The sequence below is a fragment of the Polymorphospora rubra genome (assembly GCF_018324255.1).
Classification (GTDB): Bacteria; Actinomycetota; Actinomycetes; order Mycobacteriales; family Micromonosporaceae; genus Polymorphospora; species Polymorphospora rubra.
In genome coordinates this window covers 1,286,411-1,311,597 of record NZ_AP023359.1, presented here as the reverse complement: position 1 = coordinate 1,311,597, position 25,187 = coordinate 1,286,411, and the positions used below count along the sequence as shown (strand labels likewise).

The following is a 25,187-nucleotide window of genomic DNA, read 5'->3' as shown; positions in this document are numbered from 1 at the left end:
CCTGGCGAGGGGCGGCCCGCCGCGTTCTTGATCGTCTGCGCGTTCTTGATCGTCTGCGGCTGAGACACCTTAGGCACGGCGTGTCGTACGCCTGGACCGCAGACGATCGAGGCCGGCCGGTTTCGCCGAGGGCCGGCGGCTGAGGGTCGGCGGGTGGGTCGGGCCGGTTTCGCCGAGGGCCCGCGGTTGGGTCGGGCCGGTTTCGCCGAGGGCCCGCGGTTGGGTCGGGCGCAGGGGCGGATACCGCTGTCGGGGTCCACAGCGAGTTCGCTGTGGATACGCCGAATTCGCTGTGAACCCCGCCCACCTCGCGGCGACTGCGTGACAGGTCCGGCGGTGGCCGATGATCGTCTGCTGCTCAGCCGGCCGACACGCCGCGGGGGCACCGGCGGAACAGCAGACGATCACGCCTGACTCTCACCGCCACCGCCACCGCCGCCACCGCCGCCACCGCCACCGCCGCCGCCACCGCTCCGCGTGCTGCCCGCAGCCGCGCCCTGCCCCGGTGCCTGTCGCCCGCCCCGCCCCTGCGACGATCAAGGACTTGTTGTGTCGGGAATCAGGGCGAAGCGGGCACGGTTAGTCCTTGATCGACGCGACGCGGCACGGCACGGCACTGCGCGGGGCGCGGCACCACCTCGGCACTGCGCGGGCTGGGTCAGTTCAGGGGGCCGGTCGTCGACTCGATCTCGGTGCGCAACGCCCGCCCGGAGACCGTCGCCCTCGCCTGTTCCAGGACCGGGGCGAGGTAGATGTCCGGGCCGGGTTCGCCCGCGTATCCGCCCACCGCCGCCAGTGCCGCCTGCCCGGCCGGGGACGGGGTCAGCGGCGCCCGTAACTGCAACCCGCGTACGCCGGCCAGCAGCTCCACCGCGAGCAGGCTGGTCAGGTTGTCCAGCACCGTACGCAGTTTGCGGCAGGCGGCCCAGCCCATCGAGACGTGGTCCTCCTGCATGCCGCTGGTCGGCACCGAGTCGACCGATGCCGGCCCCGCCAGCCGCCGGTTCTCGGCGACGATCCCGGCGGCGGTGTACTGGGCGATCATCAGCCCGGAGTTGACGCCCGGGTCGGGGGAGAGGAACGCCGGCAGGTTGCGCGATCGGGTCACGTCGAGGAGCCGGTCGACCCGGCGTTCGGCGATGGCGCCGACCTCGGCGGCGGCGATGGCCAGGAAGTCGGCGGCGAAGCCGAGCGGGGCGCCGTGGAAGTTGCCGGTCGACAGGACCCGCCCGTCGGGGAGCACGACGGGGTTGTCGACGACGCTGACGAGTTCGCGGGCGGCGGTCGTCTCGACGAACGCGAGGGTGTCCCGGGCGGCGCCGGCGACCTGCGGGGCGCACCGGATCGAGTAGGCGTCCTGCACCGCGTGGGCCAGGTCGTCCCGGTGCGAATCCATGATCGCCGAGCCCTGGAGCAGCCGGTGGATGTTGGCGGCCGACACCGCCTGGCCGGGATGCGGCCGGATCGCGTGCAGTTCGGGCAGGAACGGCCGGTCGGAGCCGAGCATCGCCTCGGTCGACAGGGCGGCGGTCACGTCGGCCATGGTGAACAGGTGTGCGGCGTCGTCGATGGCGAGCAGCAGCATGCCGAGCATGCCGTCGGTGCCGTTGATCAGCGCCAGCCCCTCCTTCGCCGACAGTTCGACCGGCGTGAGCCCGGCCCGGCGCAGCGCCTCGCCGCCGTCGATCCGTTCCCCGCCGGGGCCGAGCACCCAGCCCTCGCCGAGCAGCACCAGCGCGCAGTGGGCGAGCGGGGCGAGGTCGCCGGACGCGCCGAGCGAGCCGTGCTCCGGCACCCACGGGGTGATGTCGTGGTTGAGCAGGTCGACCAGCGCGTGCGCGACGAGCGGCCGTACACCGGAGCGGCCGAGCGCCAGCGAGCGGACCCGGAGCAGGATCATCGCCCGGACCACCTCGCGGGACACCGGGGCGCCGATCCCGGCGGCGTGCGAGCGGATCAGCGCGTGCTGCAGTTCGGCCCGCCGCTCCGGTGCGACGAACGTGTTCGCCAGCGCGCCGAATCCGGTGGAGACGCCGTACACCGGTCGGCCGTCCCGCTCGATGCGATCCACGATGGACCGACTCCGCTCCATCGCCTCCACGGTGGACGGCGCGAGGGTGACCCTGGCCGTGCCGCGCGCCACGGCGAGCACGTCGGCGGGGGAGACCCCGGTCGGCTGGACGACTACGTCAGGCATTGCGGCACTCCGTTGTGCAGGACTTCACTGATCAGTGGAACCCCCGGCCGGTAGGCCAGGTGCAGGTGCGACGGCGCGTCGAGGATCACCAGGTCGGCCCGGGCCCCCGGGCGCAGCACGCCGACGTCGGTGCGGCGCAGCGCCCGCGCCCCGCCGGCCGTCGCCGCCCACACCGCCTCCGCCGGGCTCATCCCCATCTCCCGTACGGCGAGCGCGATGCAGAACGGCATCGACGACGTGTACGACGATCCGGGGTTGCAGTCGGTGGCCAGTGCCACCGTCACCCCGGCGTCGAGCAGCCGCCGGGCGTCCGGGTACGGCGACCGGGTCGAGAACTCCGCTCCCGGCAGCAGGGTGGCCACGGTTTCCGAGCCGGCGAGCGCCTCGACGTCGGCGTCCGACAGGTGGGTGCAGTGGTCGGCGCTGGCCGCCCCCAGCTCGACCGCCAGTTGTACGCCCGGCCCCGGGCCGAGCTGGTTGGCGTGCACCCGGACGCCCAGACCGGCCGCCTGCCCGACGGTCAGGATCGCCCGGGTGTGGTCGGCGTCGAACGCGCCCCGCTCGCAGAACACGTCGACCCAGCGGGCGTACGGCAGTGCCGCCCGCAGCATCGGCCCGCAGACCAGTCCGACGTAGTCGTCGGGGCGGTCGGCGTACTCGGCCGGCACCACGTGTGCGCCGAGGAACGTCGTCTCGTCGGTCACCTCGCGCGCGATTCGTAGGGATCTGGCCTCGTGGCGGACGCTGAGGCCGTACCCGCTCTTGATCTCGATCGTGGTGGTGCCCTGCCGCAGCGCCTCGCGGCGCAGCCGGTGCACGGTGCCGCGTAGTTCGTCGTCGGAGGCGGCGCGGGTCGCGGACACGGTGGTGCGGATGCCGCCACCGGTGTAGCGCTCGCCGGTCATCCGGGCGGCGAACTCGGCGGCCCGGTCGCCGGCGAAGACGAGGTGCGCGTGGCTGTCGACGAAGCCGGGCAGCACCGCGGCGCCGTCGGCGTCGATCCGCCGGTCGGCGGCGGGCGCGTCGGCGGCGCGGCCGATCCAGGCGATCCGGCCGTCCTCGACCAGCACGGCGGCGTCGCGGACCACGCCGATCAGGCCGTCGCGGGCCGGATCGTTGGTGACCAGTTCGCCGATGTCGTCGACCAGCAGGTTCACGCCGCACCCTCCCCGTAGGAGTTCGCCACCGACCGGGCCAGTTCGGCCGGTACGTCCACGCGCACGTGCCGGCCGTCGCGGATCACTACCGTGCCGTCGACGAGCACCAGGTCGACGTCGGCGGCGGTCGCCGCGAACAGCGCCCCGACCGGCTCCACCCCGGCCGTACGCACGCTGTCGAGGCGTACGGCGACCAGGTCGGCCCGGGCCCCGACCGCGATCCGGCCGGCGTCGGTCCAGCCGAGCGCCTCGTGGCCGGCGGGGCCGGCGGCCCGCAGCAGCTGCCCGGCGGAGAAGTGGCCGCGCCGGCGGGTCCGCAGCCGCTCGTCCAGCTCCACCGCCCGCGCCTCCTCGAACGGGTCGATAACCGCGTGGCTGTCGCTGCCGAGGCTCAGCCGGATGCCGGCGTCGGCCAGCGCCCGCGCCGGCCCGATCCCGTCGGCGAGGTCGCGTTCGGTCGTCGGGCACAGGCACACCCCGGTCCCGGTGTCGCGCAGCGCGGTCAGGTCCGGCCCCGTGAGATGGGTGGCATGGACCGCCGTCGTACGTGGACCGAGGGCGCCCGCGCGGGCGAGCAGCCCGGCCGGCGTCGTCCCGTGGTACGCCAGACACGCGTCGTTCTCGGCCGGCTGCTCCGACAGGTGCGTGTGCAGCGGCATCTCGCGGGCGACGGCGAAGCCGGCGACGTCGGCGAGCTGGTCCGCCGGCACCGCCCGCACGGAGTGGATGGCGGCGCCGATCAGGGCGTGTCCGCCGGCCGGCCGGAAGGCGTCGACCCGGGCCGCCCAGCCGGCCGCGTCGCCGTCGCCGAAGCGCAGCTGCGGCCCGGCCAACGGTGCACCGTCCACAGTGGCCGTCAGATAGCAGGCGTCGAGCAGGGTGAGCCGTACGCCGGCCTGCGCCGCCGCCTCGACCAGCGCGGCACCCATCGCGTTCGGGTCCGCGTACGGGCGGCCGCCCGGGGCGTGGTGCAGGTAGTGGAACTCGCCGACACAGGTGATCCCGGCCAGCGCCATCTCCGCGTACGTGGCCCGGGCCAGCGCGAGATAGGAGTCCGGGTCCAGCCGGGTGGCGACGTCGTACATCCGCTCCCGCCACGTCCAGAACGTGCCGCCCCCGGCGTGCGTACGCCCGCGCAGGGCCCGGTGGAACGCGTGCGAGTGGGCGTTCGCCAGCCCGGGCAGCACCAGCCCGGACAGCCGGGTGGCGTCCGGCGGGGCCGGTACGCCGGCGTCGACCGCGGTGAACCGCCCGTCGGCCACCTCGATCAGTACGTCCGCGTCCGGCCCGCCCCGCCCGGGAAGCCAGGCGTACGCGGCGTGCCAACGGGTCGGGGTCAGCATGCCAACTCCTGGAGTACGTCGGCGAGCGCCGCCACCCCGGCGACGCAGTCGTCGTCGGTGGCGTGTTCGGCCGGGGAGTGCGACACCCCGGTCGGGTTGCGGACGAACAGCATCGCGGTCGGCAGGTGCGCGGCCAGCACCCCGGCGTCGTGGCCGGCCCCGGTCGGCAGCACCGGCACCCCGCCGAGCAGGGTGGCCAGCCGGCCGGCGAGCGGTCCGTCGAAGTCGACCACGCCGGTGAACGACTCCCGGGTCACCGCCAGCGTGGTGCCGTCCCGGCCGGCCCGCTCGACCGCCTTGCCCCGGACCGCGTCGACGAGGCCGTCGAGGGTGGCCGGGTCGGCGGCCCGGGCGTCCAGCCAGCCCCGGACCAGCGCCGGGACCGCGTTGGTGGCGTTCGGCTCGACCGCTACCCGGCCCACCGTGGCATGCGCGCCGCGCAGCCGGGCCTCCTTGTTCGCCGCCAGCACCGTGAACGCGTACGTCAGCATCGGATCGCGGCGGTCGGCCATCCGGGTCGTACCGGCGTGGTTGGCCTCGCCGTGGAAGTCGAACCGCCACCGGCCGTGCGGCCAGATGGCGCTGGCGACCCCGACCGGCGCGGCCAGGTCGACCAGCGCCCGGCCCTGCTCGACGTGCAGTTCGACGAACGTGCCGAACCGGGCCAGCAGGCCGGGCACCGGGCCGGCCGGTGGCCCGCCCAGCGCCCGCCCGAAGGTGACGCCGTCCCGGTCGGTCAGCTCCGCCGCCCGCTCCGGCTCGATCGCGCCGGTCAGCAGCCGCGACCCGAGGCACGGCACCCCGAACCTGGCGCCCTCCTCCTCGGCGAACGCCGCCACGCAGACCGGCCGGGTCGGCGTGACCCCACGCTCCCGCAGGGCGTCGACGGCCAGCAAAGCGCTGACGATCCCCAGTGGACCGTCGTAGCCGCCGCCGTGCGGCACCGAGTCGAAGTGGCTGCCGGTCAGCACCGCGTCACCGGCGTCGGCCGCCCCCACCAGGCGAACAGGTTGCCGTTGCCGTCCTCCTCGACCGACATGCCGCGGTCGGCCGCCTGCCGGCGGAACCAGTCCCGCAGCCACCGCTCCGGCTCGGTGAAGGCGTAGCGCAGGTAGCCGCCGCTGACCGGGTCCCGGCCCACCGGGGCGAGTTCGTCCCAGAGCTTCCGGAAGCCGGTCACGGGCGGGCCATCGGGATCTGGACGCCGTGCTCCCCGGCGACCTCGGCGGCGAGTTCGTAGCCGGCGTCGACGTGCCGGATCACGCCCATCCCCGGGTCGTTGGTCAGCACCCGCTCGATCTTCCGGCCGGCCAGTTCGGTGCCGTCGGCGACGCAGACCTGCCCGGCGTGCAGCGACCGCCCGATGCCCACCCCGCCTCCATTGTGGATGGATACCCAGGAGGCGCCGCTCGCCGTGTTCACCAGGGCGTTCAGCAGCGGCCAGTCGGCGATCGCGTCGGAGCCGTCGCGCATCCCCTCGGTCTCCCGGAACGGGCTGGCCACACTGCCGCAGTCCAGGTGGTCGCGGCCGATCACCACCGGCGCCGACAGCTCACCGGAGGCCACCATGTCGTTGAACCGCACCCCGGCCCGGTCCCGTTCGCCGTACCCGAGCCAGCAGATCCGGGCCGGCAGCCCCTGGAACGCCACCCGCTCGCCGGCCAGCCGGATCCACCGGGCCAGCGCCTCGTTCTCCGGGAAGAGGTCCAGCACCGCCCGGTCGGTGGCCGCGATGTCGGCCGGATCGCCGGACAGCGCCGCCCACCGGAACGGTCCCTTGCCCTCGCAGAACAACGGCCGAATGTACGCCGGCACGAACCCCGGGAAGTCGAACGCCCGCTCGTAGCCGTGCAGCTGCGCCTCGCCCCGGATCGAGTTGCCGTAGTCGAACACCTCGGCACCCGCGTCGAGGAAGCCGACCATCGCCTCGACGTGCTTCGCCATCGACGCCCGCGCCCGGGCGGTGAACTCCTCCGGCTTCGCCCGCGCGTAGTCACCGGCCTCGCCCGGCTCGACCCCCTCCGGCACGTACGACAGCGGGTCGTGGGCGCTGGTCTGGTCGGTCACGATGTCGATCTCGACACCACGGCGCAGCAGCTCCGGAAAGACCGTCGCCGCGTTGCCGACCACCCCGACCGACAGCGCCCGCCGCTCCCGACGGGCCGCCGTGGCCAGCGCCACCGCCTCGTCCAGGTCGGCGGCGACCACGTCCAGGTAGCGGGTCGCCACCCGGCGGTCCAGCCGGGCCCGGTCGACGTCGACGACCAGGCACACCCCGTCGTTCATCGTCACCGCGAGCGGCTGCGCGCCACCCATCCCGCCACAGCCGCCGGTCAACGTCAACGTGCCGGCGAGCGTCCCACCGAACCGCTTCGCCGCCACCGCCGCGAACGTCTCGTACGTCCCCTGCAGGATGCCCTGCGTCCCGATGTAGATCCACGAGCCGGCGGTCATCTGGCCGTACATGGTCAGGCCCAGGTTCTCCAGCCGGCGGAACTCCGGCCACGTCGACCAGTCGCCGACCAGGTTCGAGTTCGCCAGCAGCACCCGGGGCGCCCACTCGTGGGTGCGGAACACCCCGACCGGCCGGCCCGACTGCACCAGCATCGTCTCGTCGTCGTCCAACTCGGTCAGCGTCCGCACCAGCGCCCGGTAGGACGGCCAGTCCCGGGCCGCCCGGCCGGTGCCGCCGTACACCACCAGGTCGTCGGGGCGCTCGGCCACGTCCGGGTCCAGGTTGTTCATCAACATCCGCAGCGCGGCCTCCTGCGGCCACGCCTTCGCGGTACGGGTGACCCCGCGCGCCGCGCGAACCGGTCCGTCCATCGGTCTGCCTCCTCCGGGGCGTTCTCAGGCGTGCTCAGGCGTTCTCGGGCGTGCTCAGGCCACGAACACGTTGCGGTTGGCCGCCGACTGCTCGAACTGCTCCAGGCGACGCTGCGCGTCGGCCGGCGCCACGTCACAGATCGCCTGCAACAGCACCATCGCCATCGCCATCGGCGCGGCGTGCAGGTCGAAGACGAGCTGCGTGCCGACCGCCGCCGGCAGCACCACGTCGGCGTGCTCGGCGACCGGGCTGACCGCCGAGTCGGTGATCGCCACCACCGACAGGCCGGCGGCCCGCGCCTCGCGTACCGCCTCGATCGACTCCCGCGGGTAACGGGGCATGACCATCGCCAGCAGCGCGGTCGCCCCGGCGGCCCGGGCCTGGTCGAGGCGGTCGGTGAGCAGGCTGCCCCCGGAGTCCAAGACTCGTACGTCCGGCAGCACCTTCGCGGCGAAATAGGCGAAGTACGCGGCCAGCGGTGCGGCGGAGCGCAGGCCGAGCACCGGCAGCGGGCGGCTGGCCGCCAGCAGCGCCCCGGCGACGGTCAGCGTGTCGCGCTCGGCGAGCTGCCCGGCGAGCCGGTGCAGGTTGTCGACCTCGTCGTGCACCGCCCGCTGCAGCTCGTTGCCGACCGTCGGGCCGGCGGCCGTCCCGTTCCCGGCGCCGGCGAACTCCCGCAGGCGGCGGCGCAGCGCCGGGTAGCCGTCGTAGCCGAGCGCCATCGCGAACCGGGTCACCGACGGCTGGCTCACCCCGGCCAGTTCGGCGACCTCGGCCGCCGACAGGTACGCCGCCGACGCGGTGTGCTGCACCAGACTGTGCGCGATCCGGCGCTGGGTCGGGGTCAGCCGTACCCCCGGAACAGGTCGAGCACCCGGTCCGCGGACGCCTCCCCAGCGCTCTTCCGATTCATGGGGCGAGGATATGCATGAAAATATTCAGAGCGCAATGGTCGCCATGGGCTGTGGTAGATATTCGGCGTGACCGGTACGAACTTTCGGCGCCGTATCGCGCGCACCCCACTCGCGCCCGTCGCCGCCTTCCCCAAGCGGCTCGTTACCGTGGCCCGCCACGACGCCCGCGTCCTCGGCGTCTCCGCCCGTTGGCTCTTCACCTCCCGCGAACACCACAACTACACCTACGACCTGACCCCGCTCAGCCGGCAACACCTCGCCTGGTTCGTCAGCGTCACCTGCGACCTCCCCGTCACCCAGGTCCGGAGCTACCTCACCGAGATCGAGACCGACGACGACCTGCGCCGACACATCGAACAGACCACCGCCAAAGCCGCCCGCCGCGGCCTCGCCGACCGACAGGTCCGCTACGCCCGCCGCATCGGCTGGTACGCCATCGTCCGCGCCACCCGCCCCACGCACATCGTCGAAACCGGCGTCGACAAGGGCCTCGGCACCTGCGTACTCGCGGCCGCACTCCTACGCAACGCCGCCGAAGGGCACCCCGGCCGGGTCACCTCGCTGGACATCAACCCCGAAGCCGGCTACCTCGCCCAGGCCCAACCCTGGTCCGACGTCGCCGATCTCGTCATCGGCGACTCCATCGCCAGCATCAACGCCCTCGACCGCCCCGTCGACCTCTTCCTGCACGACAGCGACCACAGCGTCGCCCACGAACGCCGCGAATTCGAAGCCGTCGAACCCAAACTCGCCCCCGACGCCCGGCTGCTCACCGACAACGTCACCACCACCAACGTCCTCGCCGAACACGCCGAACGCACCGGCCGCCGCTTCCTCGCCTACCGCGAAACCCCCGACCGGCACTGGTTCCGCGGCGACGGAATCGGCCTCGCCTGGTAGTCCCGGCCCGCGATCCCGCCGGCCCGCCCTGTGGCAGGCTGACGGGATGCGGCTCGCGTCCCTGCACACCCACCCCGTCAAGGGCTGCCACCGGCTCGACCACGACACCATCCACGTCGAGCCGTGGGGGCTCGCCGGCGACCGGCGCTGGCTCGTCATCGACGAGGACGGCGTCGGCGTCACCCAGCGCGACACCGCCGCACTCGTGCACATCCGGCCCGCACCCCGCCCCGGCGGCGGACTGGTCCTGCACGCCACCGGCCGGCACCCGCTCGACGTACCCGAACCGGCCGGCGACCCGCTCGACGTACAGATCTTCGTCAACCGCACCCCGGTCGCCGCCGCACCGGCCGGCCCCGCCGCCGACCACTGGCTCAGCACCCTGATCGACCGCAAGGTACGACTCGTCTGGCTCGCCAACCCCGCCGACCAACCCATCGGCACCGAACTCAGCCGCCCCGAAGACCGGGTCAGCTTCGCCGACCGCTACCCGATGCTGGTCACCAACACCGCCTCCCTCGACGCGCTCAACAGCCTGCTGCGCGAAGCCGGCGACATCGAGGGGCCGCTGCCGATGAACCGCTTCCGCGCCAACCTCGTCGTCAGCGGCGCCGACCCCTGGGCCGAAGACGACTGGATCGGCCGCCGGCTCCGGTTCGGGAACGTCGTGATGCGCGCCGTCAAAGCCTGCGCCCGCTGCCTCGTCACCACCATCGACCAGGAGACCGGCGAAAAGGGACGACAGCCGCTGCGGCTGCTCGCCCGCCACCGCAACCGCGACCAGAAACTGCTCTTCGGCGTCAACCTCATCCCCGACGGCACCGGCCCCATAACCGTCGGCGACCCCGTCGAGTTGATGCCGTGACCGGGCGAGCCGTCCGGGGACACCGGCGCGTCCCCCGGCGGCCGTACGTCCGCTGGCTCGCCGCCGGCGGACTCGCCGCCGTCGCCGCCATTGCCGGACTCGCCGTCCTCCTCCAGACCGGCGTACCCGCCGCCTGCGCCGCCGCACCCGCCGCCCGCCAGGGCAAAGCCACCTTCTACGACTCCAACGGGGCCGGCGGCAACTGCTCCTACGTCGGTGCCCCCGCCAACCGCATGTACGTCGCCCTCGGCCCGACCGAATACGACGGCGCGGTCGCCTGCGGCAGCTACCTCGACGTGACCGGCCCCAAGGGCAGGGTCCGCGTCATCGTCATGGACCAGTGCCCCGAATGCCCGACCGGCCACATCGACCTCTCCCGCGAGGCGTTCGCGAAGATCGCCGACCCGGTCCAGGGCATCGTCCCGGTCACCTACCGGCGCGTCGTCGACCCGGCGCTGCCCGGCCCGCTCGCCTTCCGCATCAAGGACGGCGCCTCCCAGTGGTGGTTCGCCGTGCTCGTCACCAACCACGGCAACCCGCTGCGCAAGGTCGAGGCCAGACCACCCGGCGGCGGCTGGAAAACCGCCGTACGCCACGACTACAACTACTGGATCATCGAAGGCGGGCTCGGCCCCGGCCCGTACGCGATCCGGGTCACCGACGACCAGAGCCGGCAGGCGGTCGCCGAAGGAATCCGGATGGCACCCGAGCAGACCCAACAGACCAACACCAACATGTACGGCGCACCGGCCCGCCCCACCGCCAGCCCGTCCCGTCCGCCGACCCCCGGGCCGACGAGCGCCGCACCCACCCCGACCGCCGAGCCCACCCCGACCGTGTCATCCACCACGACGGACGGGGCCGCCGCCGGCGACGTGCCCGAGCCGGCGTCACTCGCCGCCAGTTCCCCGATCACACCAACCGACTGCCACTGACCCACGGCGGCCCCGACGGGCAGGTGCTGTCACGGCCCACAGCGAGTTCGCTGTCGATACGCCGAATTCGCTGTGGACCGCAACAGCAGTACCCCGCCCGACAGCCTGAATCCCTGACGGTCATCGGCCCTCGATCGTCTGCTGCTGAAGCATTCGACACGCCGTACCCGGCACGCCTCAGCCGCAGACGATCATGACACTGCCGACGGCGGGGGCTTCAGCGCAGCGGCAGCCACATCAGGACCTCGTCGCGGTCGTCGCCGGCCGCCACCCGCAACGCGCCCGGCAACCGGCCGACCTCCTTGTAGCCGCACCGCGAGTAGAACTCCGTCACCCCGGCCCCGTCCCGGACCGTCAGGTGCAGCGCGGCCAGCCCCATCTCCCGACCGACCCGCTCCGCCTCCCGGACCAGCGCCGCGCCGTAGCCGAGGCCCTGCCGGTCCGGGTGCACCATGACCCGCTTCAGGATCCGCCAGTGGTCCTTGAGGACGAAGTTGTTGTCGGTGACGAACAGCATGGCGACCAGCCGCTCGCCCTCGTAGCCGACCAGTAGCCGGTCCCGTCCTCCGTCGACAGCGGCGAACTCGACCTGTGCCGTCGACCACACGTCGGCGGGAGTGACCTGCCCCACGAACCCGACCGCGCCACCGGTGTTGGTCACCGTGCACCACAGGTCGACGATCTCGTCGCGCAGTGCGTCGGTCAGCGGAGGATCGAGTACGAAACGCAGGCCCATGCCCGCAATCCTGCCGCTCCACGCCAACGTCCCCGACGTGTCGTCGGCCACGGGCCGGTTGATGGGTGCGGGAGAGGGGATTCGAACCCCTACGTCCTTTCGGACAACAGGACCTAAACCTGCCGCGGCTGCCGTTACGCCACTCCCGCCGACGCCAAGAGTCTAGAGCGCCGGGCAGCGATGGTGTTGAGGCCCGCCTTGCGCAAAATGTTGGACACCGTGCCGTGGCTGACAGCGCCGGTCGGATCGAGCGTACGGAGCTGGCGGGCGATCGCCTTCGGCCCGTCGGTCGGGTGGGCCAGTGCGTGCGCGATCACCCGGTCCTGCTGTGCCTCCGTGCGCGGGCGCGACCCGCCCCGCATGGTGGTCAGCGAACCGGCTTCCAGCAGGCGTCGCCGGAGCCGGTAGAAGTGGTTGCGGTGGCATCCGATCAGCCGGGCGGCGGCCACCACGGTCAGGTGACCGCGCGCCACCCGTTCGACGATGTCCCGGACGGTGTCGTCGTCGGGCCGGTCGCCGCGGGTGCTGCCGTACCGGACCGAGTCTTCGGCCGAGCCACGGGTGGGGCGACGGTTGCGGCCCGCGTACGTCGGTGTCTGGCTGTGGCAGTTGGGGCAGAGGAACCGCAGGTTGTCTGGTCGGCAGTCCCAGAACTCGCCGTTGACGTGGTCGACGTGCAGGGTCAGGGGGCGGCCGTTCCACACCGGCCCGATGCCGCACAGTTGGCAGGTTGCCGGCACACCGGATTCGACGAGCGCCCGCCGCAGGACCTCGGGATGAGCCCGACGCCGGTCGGTGGCCCGCAGCACCAGCACCTCGTCGGGGCGCAGCCGGCGCGGTGACCGCCGGCCTCGGTTGTGTGCCCTGCCGAGGAAGTGCGCCGTGTCGATTCCGAGGGTGTCGATCCGGCGCCGTAGATGTGCGTGCGAACCGCCGTTGAGGGGGAGGCCGAGATATCGCAGCACCCCGCCATGCTGTGGCTCGCCGCCACCGCTTCCGTCAGAACCTGTTCGGTGTACTTCACCACGCCCACGACGCTAGATGGCGGCAGTGGAGTGGAGCACGAGCGCCAAACGGCTGGTTTCAGTCCAGGCCGAGGTCGCGGCGCAGCTTGGCGACGTGGCCGGTGGCCTTGACGTTGTAGAGCGCCTTCTCGATCTTTCCGTCCTCGTCGATGACGAACGTCGAGCGGATCACACCGGTGACGGTCTTGCCGTAGAGCTGCTTCTCGCCGAACGCGCCGTACGCGGTCAGCACCGCCTTCTCGGGGTCGGACACCAGCGGGAAGGTGAGCGTGTCGCGTTCGCGGAACTTGGCGAGCTTGGCCGGCTTGTCGGGGGAGAGGCCGACGACCTCGTATCCGGCGGCCTGCAGCGACGCGAGCGAGTCGCGGAAGTCGCAGGCCTGCTTGGTGCAGCCGGGCGTCATCGCGGAGGGGTAGACGTACAGCACCACCTTGCGGCCGCGCAGCTCCTTCAGGGACAGCGTCTCGCCGGTGTCGGTCGGCAGTTCGAACTCGGGTGCGGGGTCGCCGGGAGCGAGGCGGGCCGGTGCGGTCATGACCCGAACCCTATCGCCCGAACGGTGGCGCGTGGCGGTACCCGGCCGCGTGCCCCGAACGGGTTCAGTTGCCAAGTATTGGCAACAACCTATGTGTGCAAATACTCTGGGAGTCGCCTGTACGCGGCAGCGCACCGGCACCGCGTACCGAGCTTCGCACTCTCCGGAGGAGCTCATGGACGGTCTGGCTCTGCACATCGGCAACGGGGTGCTCGACGCCCCGGTTTCGATCGCCTGTGCCGCGCTCGCGGCGGCGGCACTGGTCTTCTGCGTGATACGTGGGCGGCGGGATCTCGACGACCGGCTGGCGCCGATGGCCGGCCTGGTGGCGGCGTTCGTCTTCGCGGTCCAGATGCTCAACTTCCCGGTGCTGCCCGGGGTGAGCGGGCACCTGCTCGGCGGGGCGCTGGCGGCGCTGCTGGTCGGCCCGTGGGTGGGTGCGCTGTGCGTCGCGGTGGTGCTCGTCGTGCAGGCGCTCGTCTTCGCCGACGGCGGGATCACCGCGCTCGGCCCGAACATCGTCAACATGGCGCTGGTCGGCACGGCGGCGGCGTACGGGCTGATCGTGCTTCTGCTGCGGGTGTTGCCGCGTACCCCGGCCGGGCTGGCGGCGACGGCGTTGCTCGCCTCGGTGGTCAGCGTGGTCGCGGCGGCGTTGGGTTTCGTGCTCCAGTACGCGCTCGGCGGTACGACGCAGCTCGTCGACTACGGGCTCGGGGCGGTCGCGGCGACGATGACCGGCACCCACCTGCTGATCGGTGTCGGTGAGGGGATCATCGCGGCGACGACGGTGGTCACCGTCGCGAAGACCCGGCCCGACCTGGTGTACGCCCTGCGGGGCACCCGGCTGACGACGACTTCGACGGTGGGAGGCGCGGCGTGAGGCGCGGAAGCTGGTTCGTCCTGGGTGGCCTGCTGGTCACCCTGCTGCTGGCCGGGGTGGTCAGCAACTTCGCCTCGGGTTCGCCCGACGGCCTGGATTCGGCGTCGACGAAGGGCTGCACCCTGAACGCCGACGAGGAGATCACCGGCGGCAGTTGCATGGCGCGCAACGCCAAGGATCACGAGTGGGCCGACAGCCCGTTGGCCGACTACGGGCTGCGGGGCGTCGACAACGCGTACCTGTCGACGGCGGTGGCCGGGGTGACCGGGGTGCTGCTCACCTTCGCCGTCGGTGGCGGGCTCTTCTGGCTGGTCCGTGGCCGTCGTACGGCGGATCACGGCTAGCCGGGCGGGGCGGGGCATGGCCCGTGGGCACGCGTACGTCCTGCACCTCGACCGGGACAGCGTGCTGCACCGGCTCCCGCCCGAGGTGAAGATCACGGCGGCGGTGGCGGTGACGCTGGTCGTGGTGGCCACGCCCCGCGACGCGTTCTGGGCGTTCGGCGGCTACGCCGTACTCGTCGCGGTGGTGGCGGCGCTGGGCCGGATCCCGGCGGGGTGGCTGGCCCGCCGGGCCCTGGTCGAGGCGCCGTTCGTCCTGCTGGCGGTGGCGCTGCCGTTCGTCGCGGCCGGGGAGCGGGTCACCTGGCTGGGCCTGGAGCTGTCGGTGGAGGGGCTGCTCGGGGGTGGAACATCCTGGTCAAGGGGACGCTCGGCGTACTCGTGTCGCTGGTCCTGGCGGCGACCACGACGAGCCGGGACCTGATCGTCGGCCTGGACCGGCTGCGGTGCCCGCAGATCCTGACCCAGATCGCGATGTTCATGGTCCGCTACCTCGACGTGCTGGTCGGTGAGGCCCGCCGGATGCGGGTGGCCCGGATCTCGCGGGGCGACGACCCGAGGTTCCTGTGGCAGGTGCGGGGCTTCGCGGCCGGGATCGGTGCGCTGTTCCTGCGGGCGTTCGAGCGGGGGGAGCGGGTCTACCTGGCGATGCTGTCGCGCGGCTACACGGGCCGGATGCCGCCGGCCGGGCCGGGGACGGGGGTGGCGTCGGCGGGGCAGTGGCTGCTCGCGGCGACGGTGCCGGTGGCCGCCGCGGGCGTCGGCGTCACGGCGGTGCTGCTGTCGTGAGCGGGCCGGTGTCCCTGGAGGTGCGTGGCCTGCGTTACGCGTACCCGGACGGTCAGGTCGCGTTGCGCGGCGTCGACCTGCGGGTGCCGCGCGGGGCCCGGGTCGCGCTGCTGGGGCCGAACGGTGCCGGCAAGACCACGCTGGTGCTGCACCTGAACGGGGTGCTGCACGAAGGCGCCGGCACGGTCACGGTCGGCGGTCTGGTCGTCGCGCGTGACCGGGCGACCCTGGCCGAGATCCGGCGCCGGGTCGGCATCGTCTTCCAGGATCCGGACGACCAGCTGTTCCTGCCGACGGTCGCCGAGGACGTCGCGTTCGGCCCGGCCAACCTGGGGCTGCGCGGGGCGGAACTCGCGGCCCGGGTCGACGAGGCGTTGACCGCCGTCGGGATGTCGGCGCACCGGGACCGGGCCCCGCACCACCTGTCGTACGGGCAGCGCCGGCGGGTGGCGGTCGCGACGGTGCTGGCGATGCGGCCGGAGATCCTGGTGCTGGACGAGCCGTCGTCGAACCTCGATCCGGCGTCCCGGCGGGAGCTGGCCGAGATCCTGCGCGCGCTGCCGGTGACGCTGCTGTTGGTGACGCACGATCTGCCGTACGCGATGGAGTTGTGCTCGCGGTCGGTGATCCTGGACGCGGGGCGGGTGGTGGCCGACGGGGCGACGGTCGACCTGCTGGCCGATGCCGAGCTGCTGGCCCGGCACCGGCTGGAGTTGCCGTACGGCTTCGATCCGGCGCTGGCCGCGGCGCAGCTCGCCGCCCGGCGACCGACCGCCCGACCGGCACCGGCTCAGGAGGCGCCGGCGTAGCCGGCGTCGGCGGCGGGGACGGGGGTGTCGCCGCTGGGCGGCCCGACGGTCGACGTGCCGTCGGGCGCGTCGGGGTCGGCGGGCCGGCGCGGCGCCCGGCGGGCGGCGGAGTGCATCCGCAGCAGTCCGGCGGCGGCGATGCCGGCGCCGGTGGCGACGGCCACGGCGATGACGAGCCGGGCCCAGTCCGCCGGCCAGGGGGCGGGGGCGACGGCACGGGCGAGGACGCCGGCGTTGACCAGCCCCTGGAAGATCGCCAGGACGATGCCGGCGAGTACGAGGGCGAAGTCGCGGGCGGGCCGGCGGGCCAGGATGCCGGCGGCGATGGCACAGGCGCCGACGGCGAGCGACAGTCCGTGCCGGGCGAGCAGACCGACCAGGATCGCGCCGGGCCCGGTCGTGCCGGCGTCGAGTTCGCGGGCGACGGCGAAGGCGACGGCGGACAGGCCGCCGACGACGGACAGGCCGGCGAGTACGGCGGTGGCGGCGGGGGCGTACCGGCCGGGCACGATGCCGAGTGCGCCGATCGCGACGATGGCGAGCAGGATCCAGGCCCACCACACCCAGGGGTCGGGTGGCGGCACCCAGTCGAGGGTGCCGCTGATCGTGATGGCGGTGTCGCCGTCGCGTACCGGCACCGTCCAGTCGCGGACCCGCTGCTCCCGTTCGGGGTCGGCGCGTACGCCGGGCGGCGGGTCGGTGTCGGTCCAGGCGGTGCGCAGGTCGTGCCAGCGGGCGACCGGGTCGGCGTCGAGGAGTCGCCACCGGGGTGGCCCGGCCGGGTCGACGTCGGCCGGGACCGGTGTGTCGCCGGCGAGGGTGCGGTTGCGGTAGGTGGTGGGGGAGTTGAGGTTCTCGTACGTCCCGTCGGGGCGTACCTCGAGGTAGGGCTCGTTGGCGTAGCCGGGGATCTCGATGACGCGGCCGGTGCGGTTGGTCAGTTCCAGGCGGGCGCCCGCCTCGATGGTGCGTACGGTGAGGCCCGGCACGGGCGGGGTCAGTCCGGTGATCCGGACGCGGTAGTCGGTGCCGTCGGGCGTGTCGGCGCCGCCGTGGGCGTGGGCGGGGCCGGCGAGGGCGAGCGCCGCGAGCAGGCCGGCGACGGCGGCGAGCAGGAGCGCCGCCGCGCCGGCCCGGGCCGTTGTTCCGGTCTGCGGCACGGTCGCGCCGGCCACCGTCCGGCCGTGGCCAGTTGTCTGGCCGCGGTCTACTGTCCGGCCGCGGCCTATTGTCCGGCCGCGTCGATGGCCGTCCGGATCGCCTCCGCGTTGTTCTGCACCGGCTGGCCGTCGACGAAGACGGTCGGGGTGCCGCGGACGCCGCGTTCGCTGGCGAGATCGGTGACGTGTGCCGTCCACGTCCTGAACCTACCGTCGCGTATGCAGGTGCCGAACGTGTCCTCGTCGAGGCCGACGCCGCCGCCGATGCGGATCAGTTCGTCGGTGCTGAGCCCGGCCCCGCCCTCGGGCGGCTGCCGTTCGAACAGCGCCGACGAGTACTCGCCGTACCGGCCGCCGTCGGCGGCGCAGCCGGCCGCGGCCGACGACCGGCTCGAGTAGTCGGTGGTGGAGGCGCGGTCGAGGTAGGCGACCGGGTGGTGGACGACCCGGACCCGGCCGTCGGCGACGAGCTGGTCCAGAACGGGGCCGAACTGTGTCTCGAACTGCCGGCAGGCGGGGCACATGAAGTCCTCGTAGACGTCGACGGTGACCGGACCGGTGCCGACGGCGATGCCGCTGCCGTCGGCGGTGGCGCCGGTCGGGGCGTGGTATTCGTCGGCCCGCTGGCTGGCGAACACACCCCAGCCGATCATGCCGGCGACGACCAGGGCGGCGACCGCGACGACCGACGTCCACAGGGTGCGCTGGCGGCGCCGTTCCCGGGCCATCTGCTGGCGGACCACCTTCGCCGCCCGTTTCTGTCCGGCTCTGCTGCTCACTGCTCCTCCTTGGGGTGGTGCCCGCCGATGGCGTCGACTGAGATCCGGGTGTGCGGTCTGACCAGCAGGAAGCCGGCGAGGGCGAGGAATCCGAGGTCGCGCAGCAGTTCCGGGCCGTAGCTGGGGGTCTGTCCGGGGGCGAGTTGGCCGCCGGTGCCGAAGCAGCCGCAGTCGATGGACAGGCCGCGGACCCACGCGGACGTGATGCCGGCGACGAAGACGACGAGCAGCGCCGCGGAGACGGCGGCGGCCAGCCGGGTGGCCACCCCGAGGAGGAGTAGTACGCCGAGCGCGATCTCCACGAACGGCAGCGCGGCGCCGACGATCTTCGCGACGTCGTACGGCATGACCTCGTACGCGGCGACGGCGCGGCCGGACGCGGCCAGGTCGCCGACCTTGGTGGCGCCGGCCAGCAGCCACACGGCGGCCAGCCCGAGCCGTACGGCGGTGCCGATCCAGGGCAGGACCGCGGATCGGCGGCTCTCGCCCACGCTGTTCACGGTCACGCCTCACCTGCCGTCCTGACGTGGTCCGCCGGCATCCACGGCGGGGCTCGCGGGCGTGACCTCGTCGCGCCCGTCCGCCGCGTCAGACGGTATGGCCGCGGCTACTACCGGCCGTAGGGCCAAAGGTCACCAAGCCCCGGCCAGAACGTGGGCAAGTTTCCCGCGTGCGGGGGAACTATTCCGGGTGCCCGTCCGACTAGCTGCTGATGTCGCGTTGATCCGCCGGTCGCGGCTCAGTCGATCTTCGGAGGTGATGGGTGTCCGGACTCGCGTCGAAGGGCCCCGGTCGGCGAGCATGTCCGACATGATTGCCGCAGATCATCGAACACCGTCGCGATCCGCGACCTCGGCGGACCGGTCGCGATCCGCGACCCTGGTGGACCGGTCGCGACCCGCTACCCCGGCGGGCCCGGCCCGGTCCGCGACCCCGAGGCGGTGCGCGGCCCTGCTGGCGGTGCTGGTCGCAGCCCTCGCCACGCTGCTCGTCCCGGCCACCCCCGCGTACGCCCACGCCGTGCTCAGCAGCACCAGCCCGGTCGCCGACACGGTGGTGCCGACCGCCCCGGCCGAGGTGGTGCTCACCTTCAGCGAGTCGGTCCGCAAGGTCACCGACAAGATCCGGGTGATCGGCCCGGACGGGAACCGGGTCGACCGGGGCGAGCCGACGTTCAACGGCTCGGTGGTGACGATCCCGGTCGACCAGGGCGGGCCGCGCGGCACCTACCTGGTCAGCTACCGGGTGATCTCCGCCGACAGCCACCCGGTCAGCGGCGCCTTCACGTACTCGGTCGGCAACCCGTCGGAGCCGCCGACCGACGACGGCAGTGACCGTGCCGACCCGGTCGTCGCGGCCGCGATCCCGGTCGCCAAGTACCTCGGGTACACCGGACTGCTGCTGGTCGTCGGCCCGGTGCTGGTGCTGATGCTGCTGTGGCCGCAGCGGCTGTCCCGGACGGGGCCGGCCCGGCTGGTCTGGACCGGCGCCGGCCTGATCACCGTGTCGACGCTGGCGGCGATCTGGTTGCAGGTGCCGTACACCAACGGCGGCGGGATCTTCGAGGGCAGCGGCGCCGCGTTGGGCGACGTCCTCGGCAGCCTGTACGGCACCGTTCACCTGGTCCGGCTCGGCATCCTGCTCGCGGCGGCGTTCCTGCTGTGGCCGCTGCTGCACGGCGACGGCCGGGCCACCCGCAGCGACCAGGTGCTGCTCGGCATCCTCGGCGGGGCCGCGCTGCTGACCTGGCCGCTGGCCGGGCACGCCGCGGCCGCCCTGGTCCCGGCGGTGTCGGTGGTGGTCGACGCGGTGCACCTGGCCGCGATGGCGGTGTGGCTGGGCGGCCTGGTGATGCTGGTGGCGTTCCTGCTGCGGCAGGCCGACGACCGGGAACTGGCCGCGATCCTGCCGGTGTGGTCGCGGTGGGCGACGTTCGCGGTCTGTGCGCTGCTGCTCGCCGGTGTGGTGCAGGCACTGCTGGAGGTCGGCACCCCGCAGGCCCTGTTCAGCACCAGGTACGGCCAGTTGATCATCGCCAAGGTGGTGCTGTTCGCGGTGGTGCTCGCGGTCGCGGCGTTCGCCCGCAAGCTGGTCCGGAGCCGGACCGCGCCGGAGGAGCCCGGCCGGATGCGCAAGGCGGTGTGGCTCGAACTCGGCATCGCCGCGGTCATCCTGGCGGTCAGCGCGGTGCTGGTGCAGACGACGCCGGCCCGTACGGCGGTCGCCGGTGGCCGGGACGGCGGCGTCGAGTACTTCACGACCACCGCGACCAGTTCGATCTACTCGTTGCAGATCCAGATGGACCCGGCCGCCCGGGGCAACAACACCGTGCACATGTACGCCTACACCCTCGACAACCGGCCGCTGCCGGTGGTGGAGTGGCGGGCCACGATCGCGCTGCCCGACCAGGGGGTGGAGCCGATCGACATCGCGCTGCTGAGCCTGACCGACAACCACGCCTTCGGCGACATCCGGCTGCCGGCGGCCGGTGACTGGCAGATGCGCGTCACGGTCCGGATATCCGAGATCGACCAGGACACGGTGACCGTCACCGTGCCCGTCACGTAGAGAGGTCCCGTCCATGATCCGTCTTCGTCGCTCCGTGACCGCCGCGGCGGTCCTGACCCTGGGGGCGGTCCTCGGCGCCGTACTCGGGGTCGCCGCACCCGCCTCGGCGCACATCACCGTCAACCCGAACGAGGCCGACCAGGGCGGGTACGCCCGGCTGGCGTTCCGGGTGCCGAACGAGAGCGACGAGGCGTCGACCACCAAGGTGGAGGTGTTCTTCCCCGAGGACGCCCCGGTGGCGTCGGTGACGACGATGCCGGTGCCGGGGTGGACGGTCGCGGTGGAGAAGCGGGCCGTCAACCCGCCGCTGGAGATGCACGGCAGCCAGGTGACGGAGGCCGTCGCGAAGATCACCTGGACGGCGTCGTCGGACGACACGGGCGTCCAGCCGGGCGAGTTCCAGGAGTTCCCGGTCTCCGCCGGTCCGCTGCCGGAGGTCGACCGGATGGTGTTCCGGGCGCTGCAGACGTACTCCGACGGCAACGTGGTCCGCTGGATCGACCCGCCGGCGGCGGCCGGTGGTGAGGAGCCGGCCAGCCCGGCGCCGGTGCTGACGTTGGCGGCGGCGTCGGCCGAGGGCGCCCCGACGGCCGGTCCGAGCGTCGAGGCGACGCCGGTCGCGGCCACCGGCGACGGCGGCGGGTCGAACGCGTGGGGCATCGCCGGTCTGGTCGCCGGGCTCGCCGGCCTGGTTCTCGGCGGGCTCGCGTACGCCCGCACCCGCCGGCCGGCCGCGCCGCCGGCCGCCTGACGGGATCCCGTACGGCGAGCGGCCCTGCGCGCTGCCGACGCGCGGGGCCGCTCTCACCGGGGGAACGGTGCAAGGGACGTTTTTCCGTTAATCGCCACACTACGGGCGAAAGGTGAGACTAGAAAGATCTGTCCGGTTTGCCGGACAAGTGGTAAAGAAGGTCGGCTACCAGCCGAGCGCGCCGCCGTGCCGGCGTACCGGCAGACCGGCCAGCAGAAGCAACGAGATCAGGACGAACAGGTTCCGCAGCAGGAACTCGCCGACCGAACCCGTCGGCACCGGATCGTTGTTCCACAGCGGGAAGGACACCACGCCGTACACCGACGCGGCGAAGACGCCGCCGGCCGCCACCAGGTAACCCGGCCGCCACCGCGTCCCCCCGCCGCCGCCGGGCACCGGCAGCGCCGCGTCGACCAGCACGATCATCGCCGGCACCAGCCAGAACAGGTGGTGCGACCAGGTGATCGGGCTGATCAGCGCACCGACCAGCCCGGCCAGCGTCAGGCCGGCGATCGGGTCCACCCCCGCCGACACCGCCCGCGCCGCCCGCCACAGCCCGAACCCGGTCACCGCGAGCACCAGGACGATCCAGAGAACCCGGTTGGCCGCCTCGGGGGCGGTGAACCGGCTGAGCATGCCCAGCAGCGACTGGTTGGCGGTGTAGTCGAGCCGGCCGACCCGGTCGGTGGCCCACAGTTCGTGCGTCCAGAACCGCCACGAGTCGCCGGGCGTGACCGCGGCCGACAGCAGGGTCGCCACGGCCGCCGTGACGCTGGCCACCAGTGCCGCCCGCCACCGCCGGGTGACCAGCAGGAAGACGATGAAGATCCCCGGAAACAGCTTGAGCGCGGTCGCCAGCCCGACACCGACCCCGGCCCACCGCGAATTGCGCGGTACGGCGAACAGCAGGTCGGCCAGGATCAGCACGATCAGCAGCATGTTGATCTGCCCGAACGCCAGCGTCTCCCGGCTCGGCTCGATCGCCAGCACCAGCGGCACGGCGAGCCCGGCGGCGAACCAGCGCGGCAGGTCCCGCCGGTCGGTCGCCGGCCCGACCAGCCACCAGGTGGTGACCGCGACCGCCACCAGGGTCAGTATCGAGAAGACCGCGAAGGTCGCGCCGAGCGGCAGGGCCGCGAACGGCCGCAGCAGCAGCGCCGTGAACGGCGGATACGTGAAATACAGTTCGCCCTGCACCGGATCCGGCTGCCGGTAGTCGTAGAGCGGGTTCCCCTCGTTCCACCACCGCATCGCCGACATGTAGATCCGCAGATCGAAGAAGTCGTGGCGGTTGCCGTACCAGGCGAGGAACGCGGCGACCGCGGCCGTGACGGCGGCGACGGCCGCGATCCGGCGGACCGTCCGGCCACCGCCGGCGGTGTCGTCGACCCTGATCGGGGCGGTGGGTGGTGCGGCTGCCACGTCGGCAACCCTAGGCCATCAACGGCGCCCGACGCCGCGTGGCGGCACCGGCACCGGGCGCGCCCCGCCGTACGGGGGACCGGCCCGTGCGCCGCACCGGGGCGTACGCTGTTTCAGTGCGTGATCTTCTTGTCTGGATCGACTGTGAGATGACCGGGCTCGATCTCGGCGGGGATGCGTTGATCGAGGTCGCTGCCCTGGTGACGGACCCCGACCTCACGGTCCTCGGCGAAGGCGTCGACGTGGTGATCCACGCCGACGACGTGGTGCTCGACGCGATGCCGGAGATCGTCCGGACGATGCACGAGAAGTCCGGCCTCACCGAGGAGGTACGCCGCTCCGCGGTGAGCCTCGCCGAGGCCGAGGACATGGTGCTCGACTACGTCCGGACGTACGTCAAGGAACCCCGGACCGCGCCCCTGTGCGGCAACTCGATCGCCACCGACCGGGGTTTCCTGGCCCGCGACATGCCCCGCCTCGACGGCTACCTGCACTACCGGATGATCGACGTCTCGTCGATCAAGGAGCTGTGCCGGCGCTGGTATCCCCGGGTCTATTTCGGCCAGCCGCCGAAGGGACTCGCCCACCGGGCGCTCGCCGACATCCGGGAGAGCATCCGTGAGCTGGAGTACTACCGGCGCACCCTGTTCGTTCCGCTGCCCGGCCCCGACGTCGAGACCGCCAAGGCCATCGCCGCCGAACTCTGAGGCTCCGGGTCGACGCGACCGGCGGGTGGGTAACCCACTCGACGCGGGGGGTGCCGGTGTGGCTATCATTGTGCGGCACCGGCCCGCGAGTTCGCTCGCGACGCCGATTGCATGGTGGCCGTAGCTCAGCAGGTAGAGCGCCGGGTTGTGGTCCCGGATGTCGGGGGTTCAAGTCCCCTCGGTCACCCCAGTAGGTCGAAAGGGCCGGTCAGGATCTCCTGACCGGCCCTTTCGCGATGCTCAGTTGCCCGGCGTGGCGCTCGCGTCCGGCGTCGCCGGGGTGTCGGCCGCCGGCTCGTACGGCAGCGCGCTGCCCTTGACGTACTCGTCCCAGCTGACGTTCCAGTCGGTCCAGCCGTTGCCGAGCTGGAGCTTGCGCTCGGTGCCCTTGACCGTCACCGGGTCACCGACCCGGGTCTGGTTGAACAGCCAGCTCGCGTTCTCGTTCGACATGTTGACGCAGCCGTGCGACACGTTGCGCCGCCCCTGGTCGGCCACCGACCACGGCGCCGCGTGGATGAACTCGCCACCCCAGGTCAGCCGCTGCGCGTATTCGATGTCGGTGCGGTAACCCTCTTCCGGGCCCAGCTCGTCGAACGTGTCGAAGACCGTCTCCTTGAGCTTCTCCATCACCACCATCGTGCCGCTCGACGACGGGGTGCTCTGCTTGCCCAGGCTGATCGGGATCGTCTTGATCACGGCGCCGTCCTTGGTCACCGTCATCTGCTTGTTGGCGTTGTCGACGACCATCTCCACCGCCGCGCCGACCTTGGCGTCGATGGTCAGGTCGGACCGGCCGTACCAGCCGTCGCCCATCGGCAGGCCACCGGTCTGCGCCCGGTAGAACAGCTTGGTGTTCGCCTGCCAGTACTCCTTCGGGCGGAACCGGACCTCGGTCGGGCTGGCCCAGTTCCAGATGCCCTCCTGCGCCGGTTCGGTGCGCACCGACAGCCGCCGCTGCACGTCGTCGCGGTAGTCCTCGGGGATGGCCCGGCTGAACCGCAGGATGAGCGGCATCGCGATGCCGACGACCTGGTCGTCGCCCATGAAGCTGGTCACCCGTACCTGGTTGGCGGGCTTGGCCATCGTGGTGAACGCGTGGGTGGCGGTCACCGCCCGGCCGTCGTCGCCGGTCGCCGTCACCGTCGCCGTGTAGGCGGTCGCGTAGTCCAGTTGCCCCGCCGGCAGCCAACTCTTGCCGTCGGGGTCAGGGCGCCCTCCACGGCCTCACCGGCGGCGTTCTTCAGCTCGACCGTGGTCTGGGTGGCCCCCTCGGCGGTGAAGGTGATCTCGGTCGACGCCGGCACGTCCTGCGCGTCGGCGGCCGGGACGGTGATCGCCGCCGTCGCCTTCGGCCGCTGCTCCTGCTCCTGCCCGCCGCCCTGCCAGGAGGGCCCGTTGCCGCCGCCGGAGCAGGCCGACGTCAGTGCCACCGCCCCGACGAGTACGGCCGCCGCCAGCGCCCGACGGGCGTGCTGTGTCCGCTGCATTCGGTTCGGTCGCATGGCTCCCTCACAGTGTCATTCTCGACATCCATCGTCTCT

Annotated in this window: 20 protein-coding genes, 2 tRNA genes and 4 pseudogenes; 11 read left to right on the top strand and 15 right to left on the bottom strand. The window is 73.0% G+C overall.

Annotated elements, in window-relative coordinates; translation table 11 throughout:
• Positions 1-658: 658 nt before the first annotated feature.
• From hutH to Prubr_RS05930, 6 genes and pseudogenes are all read right to left on the bottom strand, one after another.
• The gene (hutH, locus tag Prubr_RS05955) at positions 659-2,197 is read right to left on the bottom strand and encodes a histidine ammonia-lyase (RefSeq protein ID WP_212822376.1); all 1,539 of its coding nucleotides are present in this window, start codon (positions 2,195-2,197) and stop codon (positions 659-661) included.
• A complete protein-coding gene (gene hutI / locus Prubr_RS05950) occupies positions 2,185-3,354 on the bottom strand; it encodes an imidazolonepropionase (RefSeq protein ID WP_212822374.1) in 1,170 nt (389 codons plus the stop codon). Before hutI ends, hutH begins: the two co-directional genes overlap by 13 nt.
• Positions 3,351-4,697 carry a formimidoylglutamate deiminase gene (locus Prubr_RS05945; protein WP_212822372.1) on the bottom strand — a complete coding sequence of 449 codons (1,347 nt, stop codon included), beginning with the start codon at positions 4,695-4,697 and terminating at the stop codon, positions 3,351-3,353. Before Prubr_RS05945 ends, hutI begins: the two co-directional genes overlap by 4 nt.
• Positions 4,691-5,877: pseudogene (locus Prubr_RS05940) on the bottom strand (allantoate amidohydrolase). The gene Prubr_RS05945 and the pseudogene Prubr_RS05940 overlap by 7 nt, the downstream one beginning before the upstream one ends.
• Positions 5,874-7,523, bottom strand: coding sequence for a urocanate hydratase (gene hutU, locus Prubr_RS05935; protein WP_212822370.1), 1,650 nt, complete (start codon positions 7,521-7,523; stop codon positions 5,874-5,876). The pseudogene Prubr_RS05940 and the gene hutU overlap by 4 nt, the downstream one beginning before the upstream one ends.
• A gap of 54 nt (positions 7,524-7,577) precedes the next feature.
• Positions 7,578-8,437, bottom strand: a pseudogene (locus Prubr_RS05930) (MurR/RpiR family transcriptional regulator).
• A gap of 67 nt (positions 8,438-8,504) precedes the next feature.
• Between Prubr_RS05930 and Prubr_RS05925 the strand changes: the two are divergent.
• Genes Prubr_RS05925 through Prubr_RS05915 form a run of 3 tightly spaced genes read left to right on the top strand, consistent with a single transcriptional unit; the run spans position 8,505 to position 11,138 of the window.
• Positions 8,505-9,338: a class I SAM-dependent methyltransferase gene (locus Prubr_RS05925; protein WP_212822368.1), complete on the top strand. Its 834-nt coding sequence runs from the start codon at positions 8,505-8,507 to the stop codon at positions 9,336-9,338.
• Between the two features lie 46 nt (positions 9,339-9,384).
• Positions 9,385-10,203, top strand: coding sequence for an MOSC domain-containing protein (locus Prubr_RS05920; protein ID WP_212822367.1), 819 nt, complete (start codon positions 9,385-9,387; stop codon positions 10,201-10,203).
• Positions 10,200-11,138 carry an expansin EXLX1 family cellulose-binding protein gene (locus Prubr_RS05915; RefSeq protein ID WP_212822366.1) on the top strand — a complete coding sequence of 313 codons (939 nt, stop codon included), beginning with the start codon at positions 10,200-10,202 and terminating at the stop codon, positions 11,136-11,138. The genes Prubr_RS05920 and Prubr_RS05915 overlap by 4 nt, the downstream gene beginning before the upstream one ends.
• Positions 11,139-11,355: 217 nt before the next feature.
• Here Prubr_RS05915 and Prubr_RS05910 read toward each other — a convergent pair whose 3' ends face one another.
• The 4 genes from Prubr_RS05910 to bcp form a co-directional block, all read right to left on the bottom strand.
• A complete protein-coding gene (locus Prubr_RS05910; protein ID WP_212822362.1) occupies positions 11,356-11,874 on the bottom strand; it encodes a GNAT family N-acetyltransferase in 519 nt (172 codons plus the stop codon).
• Positions 11,875-11,940: 66 nt separating this feature from the next.
• Positions 11,941-12,023, bottom strand: a tRNA-Leu gene (locus Prubr_RS05905).
• Entirely contained in the window at positions 12,009-12,839 is an 831-nt protein-coding gene (locus Prubr_RS05900; RefSeq protein ID WP_212822360.1) for a helix-turn-helix domain-containing protein, read from the bottom strand. Before Prubr_RS05900 ends, Prubr_RS05905 begins: the two co-directional genes overlap by 15 nt.
• A gap of 118 nt (positions 12,840-12,957) precedes the next feature.
• Entirely contained in the window at positions 12,958-13,434 is a 477-nt protein-coding gene (gene bcp / locus Prubr_RS05895) for a thioredoxin-dependent thiol peroxidase (RefSeq protein WP_212822358.1), read from the bottom strand.
• A gap of 175 nt (positions 13,435-13,609) precedes the next feature.
• Here bcp and Prubr_RS05890 point away from each other — a divergent pair, with 175 nt between their 5' ends.
• The 4 genes and pseudogenes from Prubr_RS05890 to Prubr_RS05875 all read left to right on the top strand — a co-directional run bounded on the left by Prubr_RS05890 (position 13,610) and on the right by Prubr_RS05875 (position 16,256).
• A complete protein-coding gene (locus Prubr_RS05890) occupies positions 13,610-14,317 on the top strand; it encodes an energy-coupling factor ABC transporter permease (RefSeq protein ID WP_212822357.1) in 708 nt (235 codons plus the stop codon).
• Positions 14,314-14,661: a PDGLE domain-containing protein gene (locus Prubr_RS05885; protein ID WP_212822354.1), complete on the top strand. Its 348-nt coding sequence runs from the start codon at positions 14,314-14,316 to the stop codon at positions 14,659-14,661. Before Prubr_RS05890 ends, Prubr_RS05885 begins: the two co-directional genes overlap by 4 nt.
• A gap of 16 nt (positions 14,662-14,677) precedes the next feature.
• Positions 14,678-15,447: pseudogene (gene cbiQ / locus Prubr_RS05880) on the top strand (cobalt ECF transporter T component CbiQ).
• Positions 15,444-16,256: an energy-coupling factor ABC transporter ATP-binding protein gene (locus Prubr_RS05875; RefSeq protein WP_212822353.1), complete on the top strand. Its 813-nt coding sequence runs from the start codon at positions 15,444-15,446 to the stop codon at positions 16,254-16,256. Before cbiQ ends, Prubr_RS05875 begins: the two are co-directional and overlap by 4 nt.
• Here the strand turns inward: Prubr_RS05875 and Prubr_RS05870 are convergent.
• The 3 genes from Prubr_RS05870 to Prubr_RS05860 are packed head-to-tail and all read right to left on the bottom strand — an operon-like array spanning position 16,238 to position 18,701.
• Entirely contained in the window at positions 16,238-17,431 is a 1,194-nt protein-coding gene (locus Prubr_RS05870; RefSeq protein ID WP_212822351.1) for a hypothetical protein, read from the bottom strand. The two genes, Prubr_RS05875 and Prubr_RS05870, sit on opposite strands and share 19 nt — an antisense overlap.
• 50 nt (positions 17,432-17,481) lie before the next feature.
• Complete coding sequence (locus Prubr_RS05865; protein WP_212822347.1) at positions 17,482-18,195, bottom strand: DsbA family protein; 714 nt, start codon at positions 18,193-18,195, stop codon at positions 17,482-17,484.
• On the bottom strand, positions 18,192-18,701 hold the full coding sequence (locus Prubr_RS05860; protein WP_212822346.1) for a MauE/DoxX family redox-associated membrane protein: 510 nt from the start codon (positions 18,699-18,701) through the stop codon (positions 18,192-18,194). The genes Prubr_RS05865 and Prubr_RS05860 overlap by 4 nt, the downstream gene beginning before the upstream one ends.
• Before the next feature lie 454 nt (positions 18,702-19,155).
• Between Prubr_RS05860 and Prubr_RS05855 the strand changes: the two genes are divergently transcribed.
• The gene (locus Prubr_RS05855; protein WP_246568356.1) at positions 19,156-20,763 is read left to right on the top strand and encodes a copper resistance CopC/CopD family protein; all 1,608 of its coding nucleotides are present in this window, start codon (positions 19,156-19,158) and stop codon (positions 20,761-20,763) included.
• Between the two features lie 13 nt (positions 20,764-20,776).
• A complete protein-coding gene (locus Prubr_RS05850; protein ID WP_212822344.1) occupies positions 20,777-21,514 on the top strand; it encodes a YcnI family copper-binding membrane protein in 738 nt (245 codons plus the stop codon).
• A gap of 165 nt (positions 21,515-21,679) precedes the next feature.
• Here Prubr_RS05850 and Prubr_RS05845 read toward each other — a convergent pair whose 3' ends face one another.
• Positions 21,680-22,936: a glycosyltransferase 87 family protein gene (locus Prubr_RS05845; protein WP_212822342.1), complete on the bottom strand. Its 1,257-nt coding sequence runs from the start codon at positions 22,934-22,936 to the stop codon at positions 21,680-21,682.
• Positions 22,937-23,052: 116 nt separating this feature from the next.
• On the opposite strand from Prubr_RS05845, the gene orn reads away from it, so the two are divergent.
• Positions 23,053-23,643, top strand: coding sequence for an oligoribonuclease (gene orn / locus Prubr_RS05840; RefSeq protein ID WP_212822340.1), 591 nt, complete (start codon positions 23,053-23,055; stop codon positions 23,641-23,643).
• A gap of 114 nt (positions 23,644-23,757) precedes the next feature.
• Positions 23,758-23,833, top strand: a tRNA-His gene (locus Prubr_RS05835).
• Between the two features lie 50 nt (positions 23,834-23,883).
• Here Prubr_RS05835 and Prubr_RS05830 read toward each other — a convergent pair.
• Positions 23,884-25,148, bottom strand: a pseudogene (locus Prubr_RS05830) (L,D-transpeptidase).
• Positions 25,149-25,187: the final 39 nt, after the last annotated feature.